Origin of the sequence: Enterococcus sp. E5-37, from assembly GCF_035726925.1 — a bacterium.
Classification (GTDB): Bacteria; Bacillota; Bacilli; order Lactobacillales; family Enterococcaceae; genus Enterococcus_B; species Enterococcus_B faecium.
The window spans coordinates 1-17,386 of record NZ_JAPMLG010000005.1 but is presented as its reverse complement, the minus strand read 5'-3'; the positions used below and the strand labels follow the sequence as shown (position 1 = coordinate 17,386).

The 17,386-nt window shown below is 36.9% G+C and carries 16 protein-coding genes, 1 tRNA gene and 1 pseudogene; 7 read left to right on the top strand and 11 right to left on the bottom strand.

Annotated elements, in window-relative coordinates:
* The first annotated feature begins 27 nt into the window (after positions 1-27).
* Genes OS138_RS05325 through holA form a run of 3 tightly spaced genes read left to right on the top strand, consistent with a single transcriptional unit; the run spans position 28 to position 3,917 of the window.
* Positions 28-567: a ComE operon protein 2 gene (locus OS138_RS05325; protein WP_002295503.1), complete on the top strand. Its 540-nt coding sequence runs from the start codon at positions 28-30 to the stop codon at positions 565-567.
* Entirely contained in the window at positions 560-2,833 is a 2,274-nt protein-coding gene (locus OS138_RS05320; RefSeq protein WP_325069775.1) for a DNA internalization-related competence protein ComEC/Rec2, read from the top strand. Before OS138_RS05325 ends, OS138_RS05320 begins: the two co-directional genes overlap by 8 nt.
* A 37-nt stretch (positions 2,834-2,870) precedes the next feature.
* Positions 2,871-3,917 carry a DNA polymerase III subunit delta gene (holA, locus tag OS138_RS05315; RefSeq protein ID WP_325069852.1) on the top strand — a complete coding sequence of 349 codons (1,047 nt, stop codon included), beginning with the start codon at positions 2,871-2,873 and terminating at the stop codon, positions 3,915-3,917.
* Positions 3,918-4,003: 86 nt separating this feature from the next.
* On the opposite strand, the gene rpsT is transcribed toward holA, so the two are convergent.
* From rpsT to OS138_RS05275, 8 genes are all read right to left on the bottom strand, one after another.
* Entirely contained in the window at positions 4,004-4,258 is a 255-nt protein-coding gene (gene rpsT / locus OS138_RS05310) for a 30S ribosomal protein S20 (RefSeq protein WP_002292188.1), read from the bottom strand.
* Positions 4,259-4,657: 399 nt separating this feature from the next.
* Positions 4,658-4,927, bottom strand: coding sequence for a hypothetical protein (locus tag OS138_RS05305; protein WP_002289125.1), 270 nt, complete (start codon positions 4,925-4,927; stop codon positions 4,658-4,660).
* 261 nt (positions 4,928-5,188) lie between these two features.
* The gene (locus tag OS138_RS05300; protein WP_002295511.1) at positions 5,189-5,317 is read right to left on the bottom strand and encodes a hypothetical protein; all 129 of its coding nucleotides are present in this window, start codon (positions 5,315-5,317) and stop codon (positions 5,189-5,191) included.
* A 79-nt stretch (positions 5,318-5,396) separates the two neighbouring features.
* Positions 5,397-5,852: a DUF441 domain-containing protein gene (locus tag OS138_RS05295; RefSeq protein WP_002289123.1), complete on the bottom strand. Its 456-nt coding sequence runs from the start codon at positions 5,850-5,852 to the stop codon at positions 5,397-5,399.
* 137 nt (positions 5,853-5,989) lie between these two features.
* Positions 5,990-7,918 carry a heavy metal translocating P-type ATPase gene (locus OS138_RS05290; protein WP_325069773.1) on the bottom strand — a complete coding sequence of 643 codons (1,929 nt, stop codon included), beginning with the start codon at positions 7,916-7,918 and terminating at the stop codon, positions 5,990-5,992.
* 196 nt (positions 7,919-8,114) lie between these two features.
* Positions 8,115-8,948 carry an undecaprenyl-diphosphate phosphatase gene (locus OS138_RS05285; RefSeq protein WP_002298973.1) on the bottom strand — a complete coding sequence of 278 codons (834 nt, stop codon included), beginning with the start codon at positions 8,946-8,948 and terminating at the stop codon, positions 8,115-8,117.
* A 191-nt stretch (positions 8,949-9,139) separates the two neighbouring features.
* Positions 9,140-9,844: a histidine phosphatase family protein gene (locus OS138_RS05280; protein WP_002339351.1), complete on the bottom strand. Its 705-nt coding sequence runs from the start codon at positions 9,842-9,844 to the stop codon at positions 9,140-9,142.
* Positions 9,845-9,866: 22 nt separating this feature from the next.
* Positions 9,867-10,493 (bottom strand): MBL fold metallo-hydrolase, encoded by a 627-nt coding sequence (locus OS138_RS05275; protein ID WP_325069771.1) that lies wholly within the window; start codon positions 10,491-10,493, stop codon positions 9,867-9,869.
* A gap of 325 nt (positions 10,494-10,818) precedes the next feature.
* Here OS138_RS05275 and OS138_RS05270 point away from each other — a divergent pair, with 325 nt between their 5' ends.
* Positions 10,819-13,194: an ATP-dependent DNA helicase gene (locus OS138_RS05270; RefSeq protein ID WP_325069770.1), complete on the top strand. Its 2,376-nt coding sequence runs from the start codon at positions 10,819-10,821 to the stop codon at positions 13,192-13,194.
* Positions 13,195-13,217: 23 nt separating this feature from the next.
* Here OS138_RS05270 and OS138_RS05265 read toward each other — a convergent pair whose 3' ends face one another.
* Entirely contained in the window at positions 13,218-13,709 is a 492-nt protein-coding gene (locus tag OS138_RS05265; protein ID WP_002289115.1) for a YajQ family cyclic di-GMP-binding protein, read from the bottom strand.
* 186 nt (positions 13,710-13,895) lie between these two features.
* Here OS138_RS05265 and OS138_RS05260 point away from each other — a divergent pair, with 186 nt between their 5' ends.
* Together OS138_RS05260 and OS138_RS05255 are read left to right on the top strand one after the other, a co-directional pair.
* On the top strand, positions 13,896-14,816 hold the full coding sequence (locus tag OS138_RS05260) for a YitT family protein (protein WP_002289114.1): 921 nt from the start codon (positions 13,896-13,898) through the stop codon (positions 14,814-14,816).
* A 153-nt stretch (positions 14,817-14,969) separates the two neighbouring features.
* Positions 14,970-15,314 carry a metal-sulfur cluster assembly factor gene (locus OS138_RS05255; protein WP_002289113.1) on the top strand — a complete coding sequence of 115 codons (345 nt, stop codon included), beginning with the start codon at positions 14,970-14,972 and terminating at the stop codon, positions 15,312-15,314.
* Between the two features lie 189 nt (positions 15,315-15,503).
* Here OS138_RS05255 and OS138_RS05250 read toward each other — a convergent pair whose 3' ends face one another.
* The gene (locus OS138_RS05250) at positions 15,504-16,004 is read right to left on the bottom strand and encodes a GNAT family N-acetyltransferase (protein ID WP_325069769.1); all 501 of its coding nucleotides are present in this window, start codon (positions 16,002-16,004) and stop codon (positions 15,504-15,506) included.
* Between the two features lie 526 nt (positions 16,005-16,530).
* On the opposite strand from OS138_RS05250, the gene OS138_RS05245 reads away from it, so the two are divergent.
* Positions 16,531-16,614: transfer RNA gene (locus OS138_RS05245), tRNA-Leu, on the top strand.
* 371 nt (positions 16,615-16,985) lie between these two features.
* On the opposite strand, the pseudogene OS138_RS05240 reads toward OS138_RS05245, so the two are convergent.
* Positions 16,986-17,386, bottom strand: a pseudogene (locus OS138_RS05240) (LysM peptidoglycan-binding domain-containing protein); the annotation flags it as partial.

Here is a 17,386-nt window from a genome sequence, read left to right as displayed (position 1 = left end):
ACTTGAAAAAACGGAGGAATATAAAACATGTTAGAAAAATCTTCAAAAGCATGCGATACGAATAAAGAAAAAGTTACTGATAAGTCACATAATGAACGCATTCCTTGGGACCAGTATTTTATGGCTCAGGCAGTACTGTTATCTTTACGTAGTACGTGTACACGTTTAGAAGTAGGAGCGACACTCGTTCGAGAAAAAAGGATCATTGCTGGCGGCTATAATGGAGCAGTCAGTGGAGATGTCCACTGCATAGATGAAGGGTGTTACGTCGTGGATGGACACTGCTTGCGAACGATCCATGCAGAGATGAATGCACTCCTACAGTGTGCAAAACTTGGTATCCCGACGGAAGGTTCAGAAATCTATGTCACACATTTTCCATGTTTGGCCTGTACAAAGGCTTTGTTGCAAGCTGGTGTGAAAGGGATCAATTATCTCCATGACTATCGAAATGATCCTTATGCCCAAGCGTTGATCGAACAATTAGGTGTATCTGTACACCAAGTTGCTTTAGACTCACAGCATTTTTCAAAACTTCAAAATGAATTAACAGGAAAACATGTCTAGCGTTTTAGAAAGGCATGTTCGAAATCGGTTGATTTTTCCGGCAATTACGTCGATGATTATCTGTTTGTTGTATTACACTGACAATTGGGGTTATCGTTTGCTTCTTGCCGGAATTTTTTTATGGTTTTCGCTAAAAGAAGGACGTTTTATCGCGTACTTGTGTATTTTGTGTAGCATAACGGTATCCATTTCTTATAGGCTACAAGAGTATTCATTTTTAGAGGAAAAAACAACATCTGCGCAAATTACTGTATTTACAGATACGATTCGTGCAAATGGTAATTTTTTGACAATGGAAGGAAGGTTATCAGAGAATAAACAAAAGCTCCAGCTTTCTTATCAAGTAAACACAGAAGCAGAATTGAAAACATGGCTTAACTTCCGAGGAAAGGGAATAGAATTGACTGCTGAAGGCGAGTTCATTTCTCCAGCAAGAAAGCGGAATCTTTATAATTTTGACCAAGAAGCTTACTTCAGGAACCATAGAATCTCTGGACGGTTCCAAATTCAAAAGATTGAACAGATCACCATGCAAAATCACTGGCGAAACTGGCTTCAGAGAAAAAGAGGATCTTTTATCTCCTTTGTCCAATCTGAATTTCCGCAAAAAACAAGTGTATATATTAATTCTTTATTATGGGGCTATAAAGATGCAGGATTCAGAGAATCAGAAGAAATTTTTAGGGAGAGTGGTTTGCTGCATCTGTTCAGTCTATCGGGTCTACACATCCAATTTTATTTAGGGTGGCTGTATTATTTATTTCGACGTATCGGATGGCCACTACACGTCAGTATTATTCCGTTGAGTCTACTAACTATCTGTTATGTTTCTATTGCAGGAAGTTCTATTTCTGTTTTGCGTGCTAGTTTGCTGTTTTTATTGCGATTGCTAGTCAAATTGCTGAATAAGCATTATTCCACCATGGACTTATTTGCAGTTGTCTTTTGGCTTCTTTTACTATTTGATCCTCGATTTCTTTTTCATGCGGGTGGACAGCTTAGTTTTTTCATGAGTTTTTTGTTTATCCTGATTTCTTTTGATGGAGATTGGTTGAAAAAAACGGCCTCTCACGTCCTGTTTACTATGATCACGATGCCGTTGGTTGTATGGCATTTTTATGAGTGGCCTATTTTAGGTAGTCTTTTTACATTACTGATTGCACCGGTATTCAAGTTTCTTTTTCTTCCTGGTGTGTTATTTCTCACACTCTTCAATCGCTGGCTGCCGGAAACTTTACTTTTGCTGATAGAAGAGGGATTAATCTTATTTGAGCGAATAATCGATTTTTCTTCAGGGTCGTCTCTCATTATAGGACGTTTGCCCCTTGTGCTATCTGGGATGTATATTTTTGGATTACTGATTTGTACGGATAGGTTGAAAGAACAACCTGTGAAACACTTGTTTTATGTTGGTCTTTTTTCTTTTATTTTTTTGACTTTGCCATTTTTACGCTTTTCTTCAACGATCGCTTTTATCGATGTCGGTCAAGGAGACAGTATCTTTTTGCAAAGTCCTTTTCGAAAAGAAACGATTTTGATCGATACTGGAGGTCAGTTACACTTTGAAAGAGAAAAGTGGGCGCAAGGTATGATACGTCCTCCTGCTGAAAGAAATATCGTTCCATATCTAAAAGGTCAGGGGATAAGTGTAATCGATAAACTCATCTTGACACATGACGATACGGATCATGTGGGAGAATTACCCACGTTATCTCAGCATTTTACTATCAAAAAAATTTATATCGGTTGGGGCGCTGGACGAAATGAGCCATTACAAAGGCATTTATCTGAAGCTCAAAAAAATGGTACTGAGATCATTGAAATCAAACATGGGGACAGGATCAGCGGTTATTATGATCTTTATGTATTGACTCCTTTTGAAAAGGGAGAGGGAAGAAATGAAGATTCGATTGGTCTATGGATGGAATATAACAATAGGCGCTTTTTATTTTTAGGAGATTTGAATCAAGCAATGGAAAAACAATTGCTTTTGATTTATCCTAATCTGAAAGCCGATGTAGTCAAATTAGGTCATCACGGTAGCCGTACGTCAAGTAACACAGATTTTCTTTCCCATATTGAAGCAAAACATGGGATTATATCCTGCGGCGTAAATAATCGTTATGGTCACCCGCACAGCGAAGTATTGGAGACACTAGAAGAAAATCAGATAAAAACATGGCGAACGGATCAACAAGGAATGATCACCTATCGCTGGCATCCAGTTTTTCATCCTCATGGGCTAGTGGAAACAATGATAGACTAGTAATTCTCATCTGCTCATGGTAGGATAATTTTTGAAAGTGGTGAGTAATTTGAGTATACAAGCAGAGTTACAAAAAATACGTAAAGAAAAACTTGCATCTTGTTACTTGATTTTAGGAACAGAAAAGTTTCTCCAAGATCAAGTTCGGACAGAAATTGTCAAAAAAATCCAATTAGAGGGCGAAGATGACTTAAATTTTTTAAGTTTTGACATGGAAAATGCAAGTTTAGATGAGGTAGTAGCTGAAGCAGAGACGTTGCCGTTTTTCGGAGATCAACGGTTAGTATTCGTAGAGAATCCTTATTTTTTAACAGGTGAAAAAGTAAACAATGGAATCGAACAAAATACTGATTTATTGACGGCTTATTTGAAAGAACCATTAGAATCGACTGTATTAGTATTCTTTGCGCCATATGAAAAGTTGGATGAACGGAAAAAAGTAACGAAACAATTGAAAAAAACAGCAATCATCGTCAATGTCCAACAGTTGAATGAAAAAGAAGTACGTCAATATCTGATGAATACCTTAGAGAATTCCTCAATCAAAATGGAACGAAGTGCAATTGATTTATTCTTGAGGTTGACCGACTTAGATTTATCCAAAATGATGAGAGAGTTACAGAAATTGGTCCTTTATGGACAAAATCAACAGCAAATCACGGTAAGAGAAGTAGAAGAATTAGTTCCTAAAACGTTAGAACATAATATTTTTGACATGACCCAATATATTTTAAAAGGGAAGACGGAACAAGCTTTGCGTTTATACGAAGATTTAGTTATGCAAGGGGAAGAAACAATCAAAATCAATGCGATTTTGATTTCTCAATTACGTTTATTTTTACAGACAAAATTTCTTGTAAAGATTGGTTATCAGCAGGCAAATATTGCTGAAACATTGAAAATCCATCCATATCGTGTAAAACTTGCCATGCAGGAAGTAAAAAAATTCGATGAACATTTGCTGGTACAGTTGTTTGATCAATTAGTTGAGATGGATTATCAAATCAAAACAGGACAAATCGAAAAAGAATTAAGTTTTCAACTATTCGTTTTGCGCACAGGGCAGTTGTTAAGAAATCGATAAGAAGAAAGACGAGGACAAAGCATGCGGGAAGGTCGTTTGTTTTTGTCCTTTTTTGACAAATAAAAAAACCGGCCGAAGCCGATCTTTTATTTAGCGATTTTTTTGCTTAAACGAGATTTGTCGCGGTTAGCTTTGTTTTTGTGGATTAGACCTTTTGATTCAGCCATATCAATAGCTTTAACAGCTTCTTTATATAACGCATCTACGTTGTCAGCACCTGAAGCTACAGCATCTTCAAATTTTTTGATTGCAGTACGCATAGCGCTTGTTTGAGATGAATTTTTCACATTAGCGTTTTCGCTTGTACGAACACGTTTGATTGCAGATTCAATGTTTGGCATTAGTTTCACCTCCGATAACTTAAGTTCTTACGCGTGTTACCGCATAATTCAACATTCATTATTATACCTAAAGGCAGCGTGCTTTGCAATATGAACATGACAAGTTTTTTTCCTTAACAGTCTTTTATTAGGATTTTTTTTCAGTAAAAACGGATAGTACAAGCTGAAAAAAATCAAAAAGACGCTATTGTGGGAGGCAATAGCGTCAAACCAAACTAGATTTTTATTTATCTATTTAAACAAAGTTTGAATGGGAATGTTTGGTACTAAGTTATTATATAACAAAGAGAACCGTTTGCAAAGTTTTTTTTGAAAAGGGATACGATTCCCTGTTGTTCTTTGTTTTTCTATTAAGAAACTGCAGTTATTTTATAACCAGTATCCTTTGATCAGTAAAGGCTATTCTGGTGTACCGATTATTTTAATGTATTCATCGATATTTTTTATCAACATTTTTTTTATGACCAACTGGTTCCGACGGTTCCATTTGCCACTTACTTCCAGCACATATTTATTTAGGGGCAAACGTAAGATATATTTTGCCAAATAGCGATCTTTAAGCAGGCCATTGATCACACGGTCCTCAAGCTGCAAGTTAATCCCAGTCAGCATCATTGGCTGTTCTTGTAAAACGTACGTATCAATTAAAAGACCTTCAAAAGTTTCCACAAGCGTCTTCCTTTCTTTTCAAAGTAACCTGAAAACAGGCACTAATTCTTCCATTTTGATATTCGTTGAAGTGGATGCGATCATTCTTTCTTTTGTCCACTGTAATCTAGTATAACAAAAAAGAGCAGAAGAGCCAAAAAGAAAAAAGAGCATCAAATTCTATAGGAAGTCTCATTGGCACGGCCTAAATTATTACAAAACATTGATTAAAAAAAGCCCCTGCATCGCAGGAGCATCCCCTATATCGTTTTAATAGGTCAATCAAAAAGCAGTATCAAACACATTTTGTATCAAATCAGGAAATAATAGATAAGCTAAGCCCAGAATCAAAAGTACCGCTAGAAGAAACCAGCCGATTGTTCCTATGAAATACTTTAATTTTTCGAACATTGTATCACCTCGTTGTCAGTATATCACGGATCAGTAAATTGGGGGTGTTAAGAATCTCCTAAAATAGACAAAATTTGTTCTATTTTCCTAAAGCAAATACTTGTAAGATACAGTAAGTGATACCAGAAGCAATGACCGGTCCGGCGGCGATTCCTCTTAAGAAGACAACACCTAAAATCGTGCCGAAAACAAGTGCAACAGTGATTTGTGGATCAGAAGCAATCAATCCTACACCCTTGGAAGATAAGACAGCCACTAGCCCACCGCAAAAAACAGCTACCCAGCCAATAGGGGATTTAAAGGCTTCTAATAGATCACGTAGACCAATTTCTCCTGTTGCGATAGGGATTAGAATAGCCGCTGTGATGATCGTCACCCCAATATTGATTCCTTTGCCTTGCAGCCAAGGGAAAAAGGAACGGGAGGCTGGTATGAGCTTCATAATCAAAACAAAAGCTGCCGCTATCATCAGACTTTGATTCTTAGCTAAAATTGCTACAAGTAAAATAATTCCTAAAAAAAGCCAACTTTCCATGAAATATATTCCTCACTTTCTTCGAAACAATCATAACATGTTTTTAGAAAGTTGCAAAAGTAGGAATTCATCCTTCAAGACCTATTCATAAGCTGTTTTTTTCATAAAATAAACAAAATCATAAAAAAACACTTTGCTTATTTGACAGAAGACAGCCGCGCTTTGTATAGTGGACAAGACTTACATTTTTTTGAAGAATCAGAAAGATCAGGTAAAGGTCTTAGTAAACGCAAGCCATTCAGAATAACCAATATTGTGCTTCCTTCGTGTCCTACAACTCCAAGAGGTAGATTTAAAAATTGCAGGAAGTTAGAAGCAATCAACAAGAGAATAACAAGAATCGAAAAAATAATATTTTGTTTGATGATCCGCCGCATTTTTAAAGATAGCCGATGACTGTAGACAAATTTATTTAAGTCGCTTTTCATTAAGACGATGTCTGCGATATCCATAGCGGCATCTGTCCCTTGCCCCATAGCGACACCTAAAGAAGCGGCTGCTAAAGCAGGCGCATCATTGACTCCATCACCAACCATCGCATTTACTTGGTAAAGTTCATTCTCTTTTTTGACTAGTTGTGTTTTTTCTTCCGGAGTACAGCTTGCATAGTAATGTTCAATCCCTACTTGTTCAGCAATGGCCTTTGCTGTGCCAGAATGGTCGCCAGTTATCATACTTGTATGGATGTTTTGGGATTTAAAGTAGGAAATTACTTGTTGGGCATTTGCTTTTGGAATATCTAGCAGACCTAAAACAGCAATTAACTGCTGATCTTTAGAAAGATAAATCACGGTTTTACCTTGACTTTCTAAACGTTCGATCATTTCCGCAATCTCTTTGCTGATTATCATCGTCTCAGGATCATATGCGTGCTTGCCAACTTTCCATTGCGCACCTAAATGGGTAGTTTGTAATCCAAAACCAGTAATTTCTTCTATTGGTAAGTATTGGATTTCTTCAGGTATTGTGCAATCAAAATATTGCAAAATCGCATGAGCAAGTGGATGCGTCGTTTTTTGTTCCATAGCAACAAGAAGTTGTTGTGCCAAATCCTTTTCATCAAAGAAAAAGCTGTCAGTTACAACTGGTTTTCCTTTAGTGAGCGTTCCTGTTTTATCAAAGGCAATCGCTTTTAATTCAGAAAGCTTTTCTAAATGGATACCGCCTTTGATTAAAATCCCATTTTTTGCAGAATTTGAAAGAGCAGCTAGAGAAGCTGGTGTAGCAGATGCGACAAGCGCACAAGGAGAAGCCACAACTAATAATACCATTCCTCGATAAAAGCTTTCATCCCAACTCCAACCTAGGAAAAAGTGGGGGAGAAGGATCATTAGAGGAACAGCAAGCAAAATCAATTTTACATAATTATTTTCGATTCTTTCGATAAATGAAGCTGTTTGAGTTGGCGTATTCTGCGCTTCTTCTACTAATTGGATAATCTTAGCAAAGACAGTTTCGGAACTCGTTTTTGTTACTCGAATCGTGATGGGATTTCCTTGATTCAGCGTTCCTGCATACATCTCATCGCCTAAATATTTTTCTACAGGCACAGATTCACCGCTTAATGCAGACTCATCGATCGTTGCCTGTGTGCTTTCTAAAAAGCCATCTATCGGAACAGCTGCTCCTTTAGCGACAAATACCAAGTTATCCACCTTTAGTTGAGAAACATCTACTTCTTGCATTTGTCCATTTTCTTTTAATAATTGGGCTTTTTGTGGTTGAATATTCATCAAAGCAGTAATTTCTTTTTGACTTTTATTAGTTGTGTATTCCTCTAATGCACCGCTTAAACAAAAGATGAATGTCAACATTGCTCCTTCAAAATAATTACCGATCAAACAGGCACCAATAGCAGCTAAAGCCATCAATAAGTCCACATTCAGTGTCCGATCATTCCACAATTCTTTCAAGCCTTCCGATGTTTGTTTGTATCCACCGATGATAATGGCACTGATATAAAAAAGTGGGGTGATGGTAAGAGAGAATCGGTCGAAGATAAAACCGAAGATCATAAATAAAAGGCAGCCGATTGTTGCTGCAAAAGCTTTTTTCTGATTAGTCATCGTTATCAGACCTCCTTGTCAAAACAAGGATAGCATAATAAAAATGTAATTGATAATAATAACGGATAAATGAGAACGATAATGGTTATCATTTGGTGATTAAGCTTGATGTTGTTTTTATTATTTATAATGATTATTATTAAAGAAAATAAAAAACCAGAACATTTCTCAAATAAGAGAAGTGTTCTGGTTTTTTCTACATTGCAATAAACCAATAACCAATCAAAATGATACCAAGGATAATACGATACCAGCCAAAAGCGGTAAAGTCGTTTTTCTTCAAATAGCTTAGTAAGAATTTGATAGCTAAGACAGAAACCACAAAAGATACGAATGTTCCTACAAGAAGAACAACAGTTTCTTCCATTTTGAATGAATTCCCTTCAGCTAAATATTTGACGATCTTCAAGCCGCTTGCGCCAAACATGACAGGAATCCCTAAGAAAAATGAAAACTCTGTAGCGACAAAACGCGAAGCACCAATCAAGATAGCTCCTAGGATCGTTGCGCCAGAACGGGATGTTCCGGGAACAAGTGCCAAGACTTGGAATAACCCAACAAGAAGAGCTGCTTGGTACGTAAAGTCATTCAGAGAAGTCCAACGAGGTGTTTTGTTTTTGTTGCGTTTTTCGACAATAATAAAGGCAATACCGTAAACGATCAAAACAATGGCAACTGGTAAGAACTTGTGGAAATTTGCTTCTAACCAATCATCCAAAGGCAAACCAATGATGATGGCTGGTATGCAAGCAACGATCACTTTAAACCAAAGTGTCCACGTATCTTTTTTTTCTACCGTTGATTTACTTGGAGAAAATGGGTTTAACTTGTGAAAATAAAGAACGACGACAGCCAAGATCGCCCCTAATTGGATAACGACATTGAACATCGACATAAATTGTGAACTGGCATCCAGTTTGATGAATTCATCTGCTAGGATCAAATGACCAGTACTACTGATGGGCAGCCATTCCGTTATTCCTTCAATAATACCGAGAATCACTGCTTTGATAATATTTGCAAAAAACATAAATTCCTTCCTTCCCAATTAAGATACATCTTATAGTATACCGTTATTTTTTGAGAAACCCAATCTGTTTTTTAATATTAAGAAAAACTTGAGAAATAAAGCAGATAAGTACACGAAGAGAAAAAAGAAGACAAAGCCCTCGTTCAGACTTTGCCTTTTATGATTCTCTGGTAAAAATTAAAATATCCCCATTATAGAAACGAGTCGCGACTATGTGTTTTCCCGTTATCGATATAAGACGTATCATTGATGCCGTGGATAGAAAATCGACCGTTTGCATAAGTGACCTTTGTTACGCTGCCATTTAAAAGCCCAGCACGAACAGGCTGTTTAGGATCGATCAGATTAAGCAAAAAGGCGATCGTCAAACCATGAGATACGACTAAAACATTTCCACCACCATTTTTTTCGCAGTGATGGGCGATATCTTCAAATCCTGTCCATACACGGTCTCGCAATGTTTCATAAGTTTCCGCCCACCCAGCGGTATCTAAGTTGTATACAGCATTAGCAATTTGTTCAAAAGAAACTTCTGTGGTAAACATTTCATCATATGTTTTAAAATTCAATACACGAGGGATCACACCCCACATTTCCATGTCATATCCACCTTCAAGAGACCCGAAACACCATTCTCTAATCCTTTTTTCAATAAAATAAGGAATTTCTTTTCCCTTAGAATGTTCTCCTAGAATAATACGGGCAGTTTCGATTGCACGACCACTGTCACTAGAATAAGCAAATGAAAAGTCGACATCTTTTAACCCGCGACCTAAATAATGAATGCCTTCTTGTCCTTGCTTTGTGAGGGGTGTATCACACCAGCCTTGCACTCGTTCAATTGTATTGAACATCGTTTTTCCATGTCGTACGATATAAAGTGTAGTTTCTGTCATTTTATTCTCCTCCTAAGTCGTTTTAACGATTGAAAAAAGGATTTGTCCTTTTTTCCTGTTCAATCGTCGTTGCATCGCCATGTCCTGGATAGACTGCAAATTCATCAGGTAAAACAAACAGCTGGGTCCGAATACTATGAAGTAATTGTTCTAAATTCCCTGTATACAGATCGGTTCTACCGATACTTCCTCTAAACAGGGCGTCGCCAGAAACGACAAAATCATCAAAAATAAAGCTGACGCTTCCTATAGAGTGCCCTGGGGTAGGGACGACGCGAAAAGACATGTTTCCTAAAGTATAAGTTTTCATTTCAAATTCATATTCTGCAGGCGAGACAATAACATCAGCAATATCATCATGTCTACCGAGTCCAGAAAGATTCAAAATCGGATCACCTAGCCATTTTTGCTCTAGTGGGCTGACATAAACTGGGATTTGATAATACGCGCGTAAAGGTTCCACTGCACCGATATGATCGTAGTGGGTATGGGTAAGCAAAATCGCTACCGGCTGTTGGTTTGTTTTTTTGATTTCTTGTTTGATTCGTTCCGCATCTTCTCCAGGGTCAATGATCAAAAGTGCTTCTTCGTTGTAGACCAAATAACAGTTTTCTTCAATCATTCCTGTTTTTAAACTTTCGATATGCATGTGCATTCCTCCTTGATAGCCAAAACTTCTTTCATCCATTAGTATAACGCATTCATTGCTAGGAAACAAAAACAGGTACTTATTTCTCTTTACTTATCTGAATTATCAGAATATATGAAAAGTATTTGGATATTCTAAAGAGAAGGAAAGTAAGTTTTCATAGCATTTTAATATGTCCTTGTTACATTAGATTCATCCAAAAATCCAAATTCTATATCCTATATCCCTGCCTAATCAGCAGGGTGTTTTTTTATGTTTGGAAAGAGAGCTCTTTTTGCTAAACTAGGTTTTTTCAGGTAATCTTAGAGAGAAAGAGGTGGTGGAAATGATCAAACAGTCAAAAATATCTGTGCGGCACTTAGTAGAATTTATTTTGCGACGTGGAAGTATCGACAATCGTAAAAAAAGTAACCATACTGCATTAGAAGGAGCGAGAATCCACCGCAAGCTCCAAAAAGATGCGGGAGAAAACTATGAAAAAGAAGTCTTTTTAAAAACAACAGTTCAATTAGATGAATATCACCTGATCGTTGAAGGCCGTGCAGACGGTATTTTCAAAAGAGACGGTATTTATTATATAGATGAAATCAAAACCTCCGAACCACGATTTGAAGATTTAGAACCAGAACAAGTGGAACTTTTCTTTCATCAAGCAAGGGTGTATGCCTATATCTATAGTCAAGAACATGATTTACAAGAAATAAATCTGCAATTGACTTACTTCCAGACGGCAGAAGAAGTGATCACGAGAAAGGTTGAACATCAGACAAGAGAGCAGTTAGAAACTTTTTTTAAAAAGCTGACTGAAGATTATAAAGAATGGCTTGTTTTTCAAGAAAACTGGCGCACTGTACGCAATGCCTCTTTGATGGCTTTGAAATTCCCCCATGATGAGTATAGGAAAGGTCAGCGTGAACTAGCGGTAGCTGCTTATAAAACGATCCGTACGAAACAGAAATTGTTTGTAGAAGCACCTACCGGAACAGGAAAAACAATCTCTACGTTATTCCCCGCTTTGAAAGCTGTAGGGGAAGAAGAGGGAGAAAAGATCTTTTATCTAACGGCTAAAACAATAACTAGACAAGTAGCTGAAGATGCTATGACAGCATTAAAAGATACAGGAGCTGAAGTAAAAAGTGTCACTTTGACGGCGAAAGACAAGATCTGCTTTTTAGATGAGACGACCTGTAATCCAGATCAGTGCCCATATGCCAATGGTTATTACAATCGGATTAATGAAGGTTTATGGGATCTTTTGAATCATGAGAATCAGATCACTCGTGAAGTCATCGAAACTTATGCAAGAAAGCATACACTTTGTCCTTTCGAACTATCATTAGATGTCAGTATCTGGTGTGACGTAATCATTGGGGATTACAATTATTTATTTGATCCAACTGTTTATTTAAGACGTTTTTTTGAAGATGAAAAAAACGAGGACTATCTGTTTTTGATTGACGAAGCACATAATTTGGTGAATCGTTCCCGAGATATGTATTCGGCAGAACTATCTTATGAAAAAACGAAACAAAGTAAGGAAGCTATACCAAAGGAATTCAAAAAACTTCATCGCCGTTTCAACAAACTATTAAAAGAATTTGATTCGATCCGAGAAATAGCAAAAGAAGATCATTGGGATTATCATCATCAAAAAGCACCGGCTGAATCTTTAGTAAAGGCAGGTTATCAATTAAGCGAAAAAATTAAAGAATGGCTGGCAGAATTTCCTGAGCACCCATCACAAGAACAATTGCTTCCTTATTATTTTGATTTGCTTCATTTTTTGAAGGTCAGTGAATTTTATGATGATCACTACGAAACAACAGTCGAAAAAACGTATCGCGATCTGATAGTAAAAGAGTTTTGTATTGATCCAAGCTTGTTTCTTGAGCAGTCGTTGGATAAAGGAAAAAGCAGTATTCTTTTTTCTGCTAGTTTTTCACCACTCTCTTATTATCAGGAAACACTGGGGGGACAAAAAAGTCTGGCTTACAAACTGCCGAGTCCTTTCCCAGAAGGAAACCGGCAAGTTTTCATCGCAAATTACCTAGAGACGACTTATCGAAAAAGGGAACACAGTCTGGCAAAATTAGTAGAGACGATTCATGCTTTTGCTGATGGAAAGGTCGGGAATTATTTCGTTTTCTTTCCTTCTTATCAATATTTAGATCTTGCGGTGGAAGCATTCAGACAGCAATATCCCGACAGCAATGTGCTAATCCAAGAAACGGACATGAATGAGGAAGAACGCGAACGATTTTTAACAAAATTTCAAACAAATCCCGCTGAAACATTGATTGGATTTTGCGTACTTGGCGGGATTTTTTCAGAAGGAATCGATTTGAGAGGGGACCGATTGATCGGCAGTATGATCGTAGGTGTAGGTTTGCCGCAGATGAATCATGAGCAGGAACTGATCAAATCATATTATGATGAGAAGGAACACCTTGGATTTGCTTACGCTTATCAGCTTCCTGGAATGAACAAAGTCTTGCAAGCTGGTGGTCGAGTGATTCGTGGCATGGCGGATCAAGGAATCGTTGTATTGGCAGATCAACGATTTTCTAGTTTTTCTTATCGACGTTTATTCCCACAACATTGGCAAACAGCAAGAGAAGTACGAAGTGTTGGGGAATTGGAAGAAGGAATACAGCGTTTTTGGTTATCAAAAGAAGCAGTAAATCAAAAAAACGAGGAATGACAGACGTCAGCCTCGTTTTTTGATTAACGATAGTTAGTGAATTGCAACTCGATTGGTAAGTCAAGTTTACGTAATAAAGCAATCACAGCTTGTAGATCATCACGGTTCTTACCTGTCACTCTAATCTGATCTTCTTGGATTTGTGCTTTTACTTTCAGTTTTTCATTTTTGATAGCTGTAGTGATTTTCTTCGCGTTTTCACGATCGATTCCGTTGACCAAATCGGCAGTTTGTCGAGCTTTGCCACCTAGAGCGTGTTCTGATTCGGAAAAATGGATATTTTTGATTGGCACATTTCTTTTGATCAGCTTACCAAATAATACATCTTTGATCTGTTCGATTTTGAAATCATCATCGCTCAATACAACTAGATTGCTGTTCTCTAATTTGATTTCTACTGTAGAATCCTTGAAGTCAAAGCGATTGGACAATTCTTTTGTTGTTTGCTGAATCGCATTTTTTACTTCTTCTGTATTGACTTCTGATACAATGTCGAAGCTAGCATCTTTTGCCATAGGAACCCTCCTGATATACATATAAATATTTACCATACATCTATCTTATCATAGGATTAGGGCAGATTCTTACCTGTTTGCTAAAATTCTTCTCATTTGAGTTCGAAGTATTTTATTTTAATAGATAAACTGTTATTCTTACATTTGGAATACCAAAGTAGGGGAGAGGTGCTTGTGAGTAAAATTATGACTGCGTATCATAAAAATGAAAGATTAAAGAAAATAGTGGTTATTTTGATAACCGGATTGACCGCTGCGGTCGCTTTAAATTATTTTTTGATTCCAGCCAATGTCTTTTCTGCAGGGATGAATGGGATCGCTCAAATCATTTCCTCGCTTTTATATGAATGGTTTCATATCAAGATAGACACAGGAACATTTATTTTTCTTTTGAATATCCCTGTGTTTGTATTAGGGTTTCTCAAAGTAGGAAAACGAGCAACGATCCTTAGTTTTGTGAATGTTGTATGTGTATCGGTGATGACGATGCTGCTTCCAGTCGGACAGATCACTGATAATATTTTGATGAATGCCCTAGTAGGCGGTGTTTTATTAGGTCTTGGCGTAGGATTATCTTTAAAAATGGGCTTTACAACTGGTGGGATGGATATCATCTCTCTTGTACTTTCACAAACAACTGGAAAAACAGTCGGAAACTACATGCTGATTCTAAATGGTATCATTGTAGTCATCGCAGGCTTCTTCTTTAACTGGGAAAGTGCCTTGTATACGATTATTTCCATTTATGCAATGACTCAAGTAATTGATGCCATCCACACGAGTCATCAAAAAGTAACAGCAATGATCGTTACCGTCAAGCCAGAAGAGGTAACAGAAGAACTAGCAAAACGGATGGTACGTGGAATGACATTACTGCCGTCTGTCGGTGGCTATTCAAAAAAACAAGGGAACATGATCATGATGGTCATCACCCGCTACGAAATGTATGATCTTGATCAGATCGTTCATGAAATCGACGACGATGCATTTATCAATATTTTACCAACTCATTCAGTATTTGGCCGGTTTGCAAATGAAAACGAACAAAAAATGTATCGAACAACTGGCGTATTGCCAGAAATAAAAAATCGTTCACAAAAAAAATGAGGAATCAGGTTTATTTTAGAATAAATTTAATCTATTACATCTAATAAGAACATTTTTATAAATTTAAACGAGAATCTTCCTTCTAAATTCTCATTTACAAGCAGCTAAAAAAAGAGTATGATAAATAAAAATCGTGTTAAGGAGTGTCGTACGATGAGCGAAGCAAACCAAGAACGGTCTGGACAAGAAATAGAACTAATCAAAGAACGTATTCTTGCTGCCTTGGAAATGGTGATTGATCCTGAATTAGGAATCGACATCGTCAATTTAGGCTTGATTTATGATATAGAATTCAATCCTGAAAATGGAGAAACAGTCATTAAGATGACTTTAACAACTATGGGCTGTCCATTAGCAGATATTTTAACAGAATCTATCCATGACGCATTAAAAGAAGTGCCAGAAGTAACGAAAGCAGAAGTCAAACTAGTCTGGTATCCAGCATGGACGACAGATAAGATGAGCCGTTATGCACGGATTGCGCTGGGGATACGATAGAAATCTTGGCTGACTAGCTATGAGAAGCAAATAGGAAAAACAAAAAAGCCTTTTATCCTTTCTAGAAGAAAAGAGATAAAAGGTTTCTTTGTTTATAAAATTTTGTCTGCTATATTATAAGTTAATTAAATAAATGTGTTCTATTGATAAAGGACATTCAAATCCCTTTCCTTTTGGAATCCTTCTTTTTTACATCAGTTTGATTTTCGTATAGTATTCTTTCTCATCTTCACGATAAATCGCAGCCCCATTTTTTTGTTGTGCTTTAAGACTGCCAAGATTTTTTTTATTTACAGACAAAAGTGCCTCATCAATGCCGATTTTTTTTGCCTCTTGTAGTACTAATGCTAATCCTTGTGTGGCATATCCTTTTTTACGATAATTAGGGGAGATGCCGTAACCAATATGGCCAGCGCCGTTTCTTAATGTTTCGTTCAGTTTATGGCGCAAATTAAAAATTCCTACATACTCATGTTCATCACTTTCTAAAATAAAGACGGTTGCGGGAACGTAACTCTCAGGAAGATCGATTCCTAAAGACTTTTTTTCGCATTTTTTTACATAATCTAAAAATTCAGCAAATGTATAGCTATAAGCATTGTTGATAAATCCATTCTCATTTGGTCCAAAGCTAGTTTGTAGCTGATAAGCTTTCTTTAAATCTGCTTCCCATAGTTTGATCAGTTTCATCGTATTCACCTCTTTAAGTAACCTTATTCATTTGTTTTCTACTATAGCACTATTGTTGTAAATAGCCATGCCTATTTTTATTTATTGTGTCATATCGTATTAAGAATCATCGAACAATATAAATATGAATTACAATAAAAAAATTATTTGAAGTTCGTTCATTCGTTACTTATGATCTCTAGAAGAAAGAAAACGTGAATTACTTCAGCGTCTAGAATTCCAGAAGGATAGTAACCAACAGAAGAAATAATCAATATCCAAATGAAAGAAGATAGCTGAATCGAGAAAAAGAGGAAAAAAGAAATGAAGAAAAAAATAAAATAGTTACTAATCCCAGAGTCGTTCGTTTAACATTGAAATCGATAATATGGATAAAACAGATTTTTTCACCAACCCTCAATAGATGATGGAATTGCTCGGATGAATTATTTGTGTAGATGGCATAAGGGAGGGCGTACAGAAATGAAAAAGAACAAAATATGTTCTTGACAAAAAACACATGTAATCCTAAACTAAAAGATGTGATGCGGCTATGGCGGAATTGGCAGACGCGCTAGCTTCAGGCGCTAGTGAGGGTGACCTCGTGGAAGTTCGAGTCTTCTTAGCCGCATAATTTGTTTTTTGAGAAGGAAAAAAGATATCGACGGAGTTTCTCTGTTGATATCTTTTTTTATAAAGAGAAGGTACACCTGGAGCGATGAGAAAGAAAATAACATATTATCTAAAAGAATATAGGAAAAATTTTAAACAACGGAACCAGATTCAAATAAATCAAAAAAAATTTGTGTGAAGGTGGGACAGTTTAAAACCTAATAGATTGATTCAAATAGTAGATTTATAGATTCTGATACAAGAAATACTGGCAAACGATAGTTAAGGAATAAAGACTAAACTTAAACTCAAAAAGAGGTCATGCGAAAGAATAAATCGCATGACCTCTTACTATATTTTGAATGTGTTTAAACGTTCAAATAATGAATCTTAGTACCAACCGTTTGCTTCCCAGAATGCTTTCGCCGCTTCCCAAGAACCATAACGTGAAGTAACATATTGTTCTGCTACTCTTTCTTGGTTTGCAGCAGAGTAGTCACCATTTAAGTAAGAAGAATCTAATTGGTAACGTCCGATGTAACGTCCGTTCGTTGCTGTGTAAGAACCGCTTGATTCTTTTTGTGCGATCCATTCTTTTGCAGAGCTTGTGCTTGCTGGAGTAGCAGCAGTTTCTGTTACAGCAGGAGCAGGTTGTGTTTCAGCAACAGGCGCTGCTTGTGTTTCCGTTTGAACCGTTTCTTGTACAACAGGTTGTTCAGCTTGAACAGGTTCAGCTTGGACGGGTGCTTCTTGAACGGCTGCTTGAGGTTCAGCAGCTGCTTGTGCAGAGC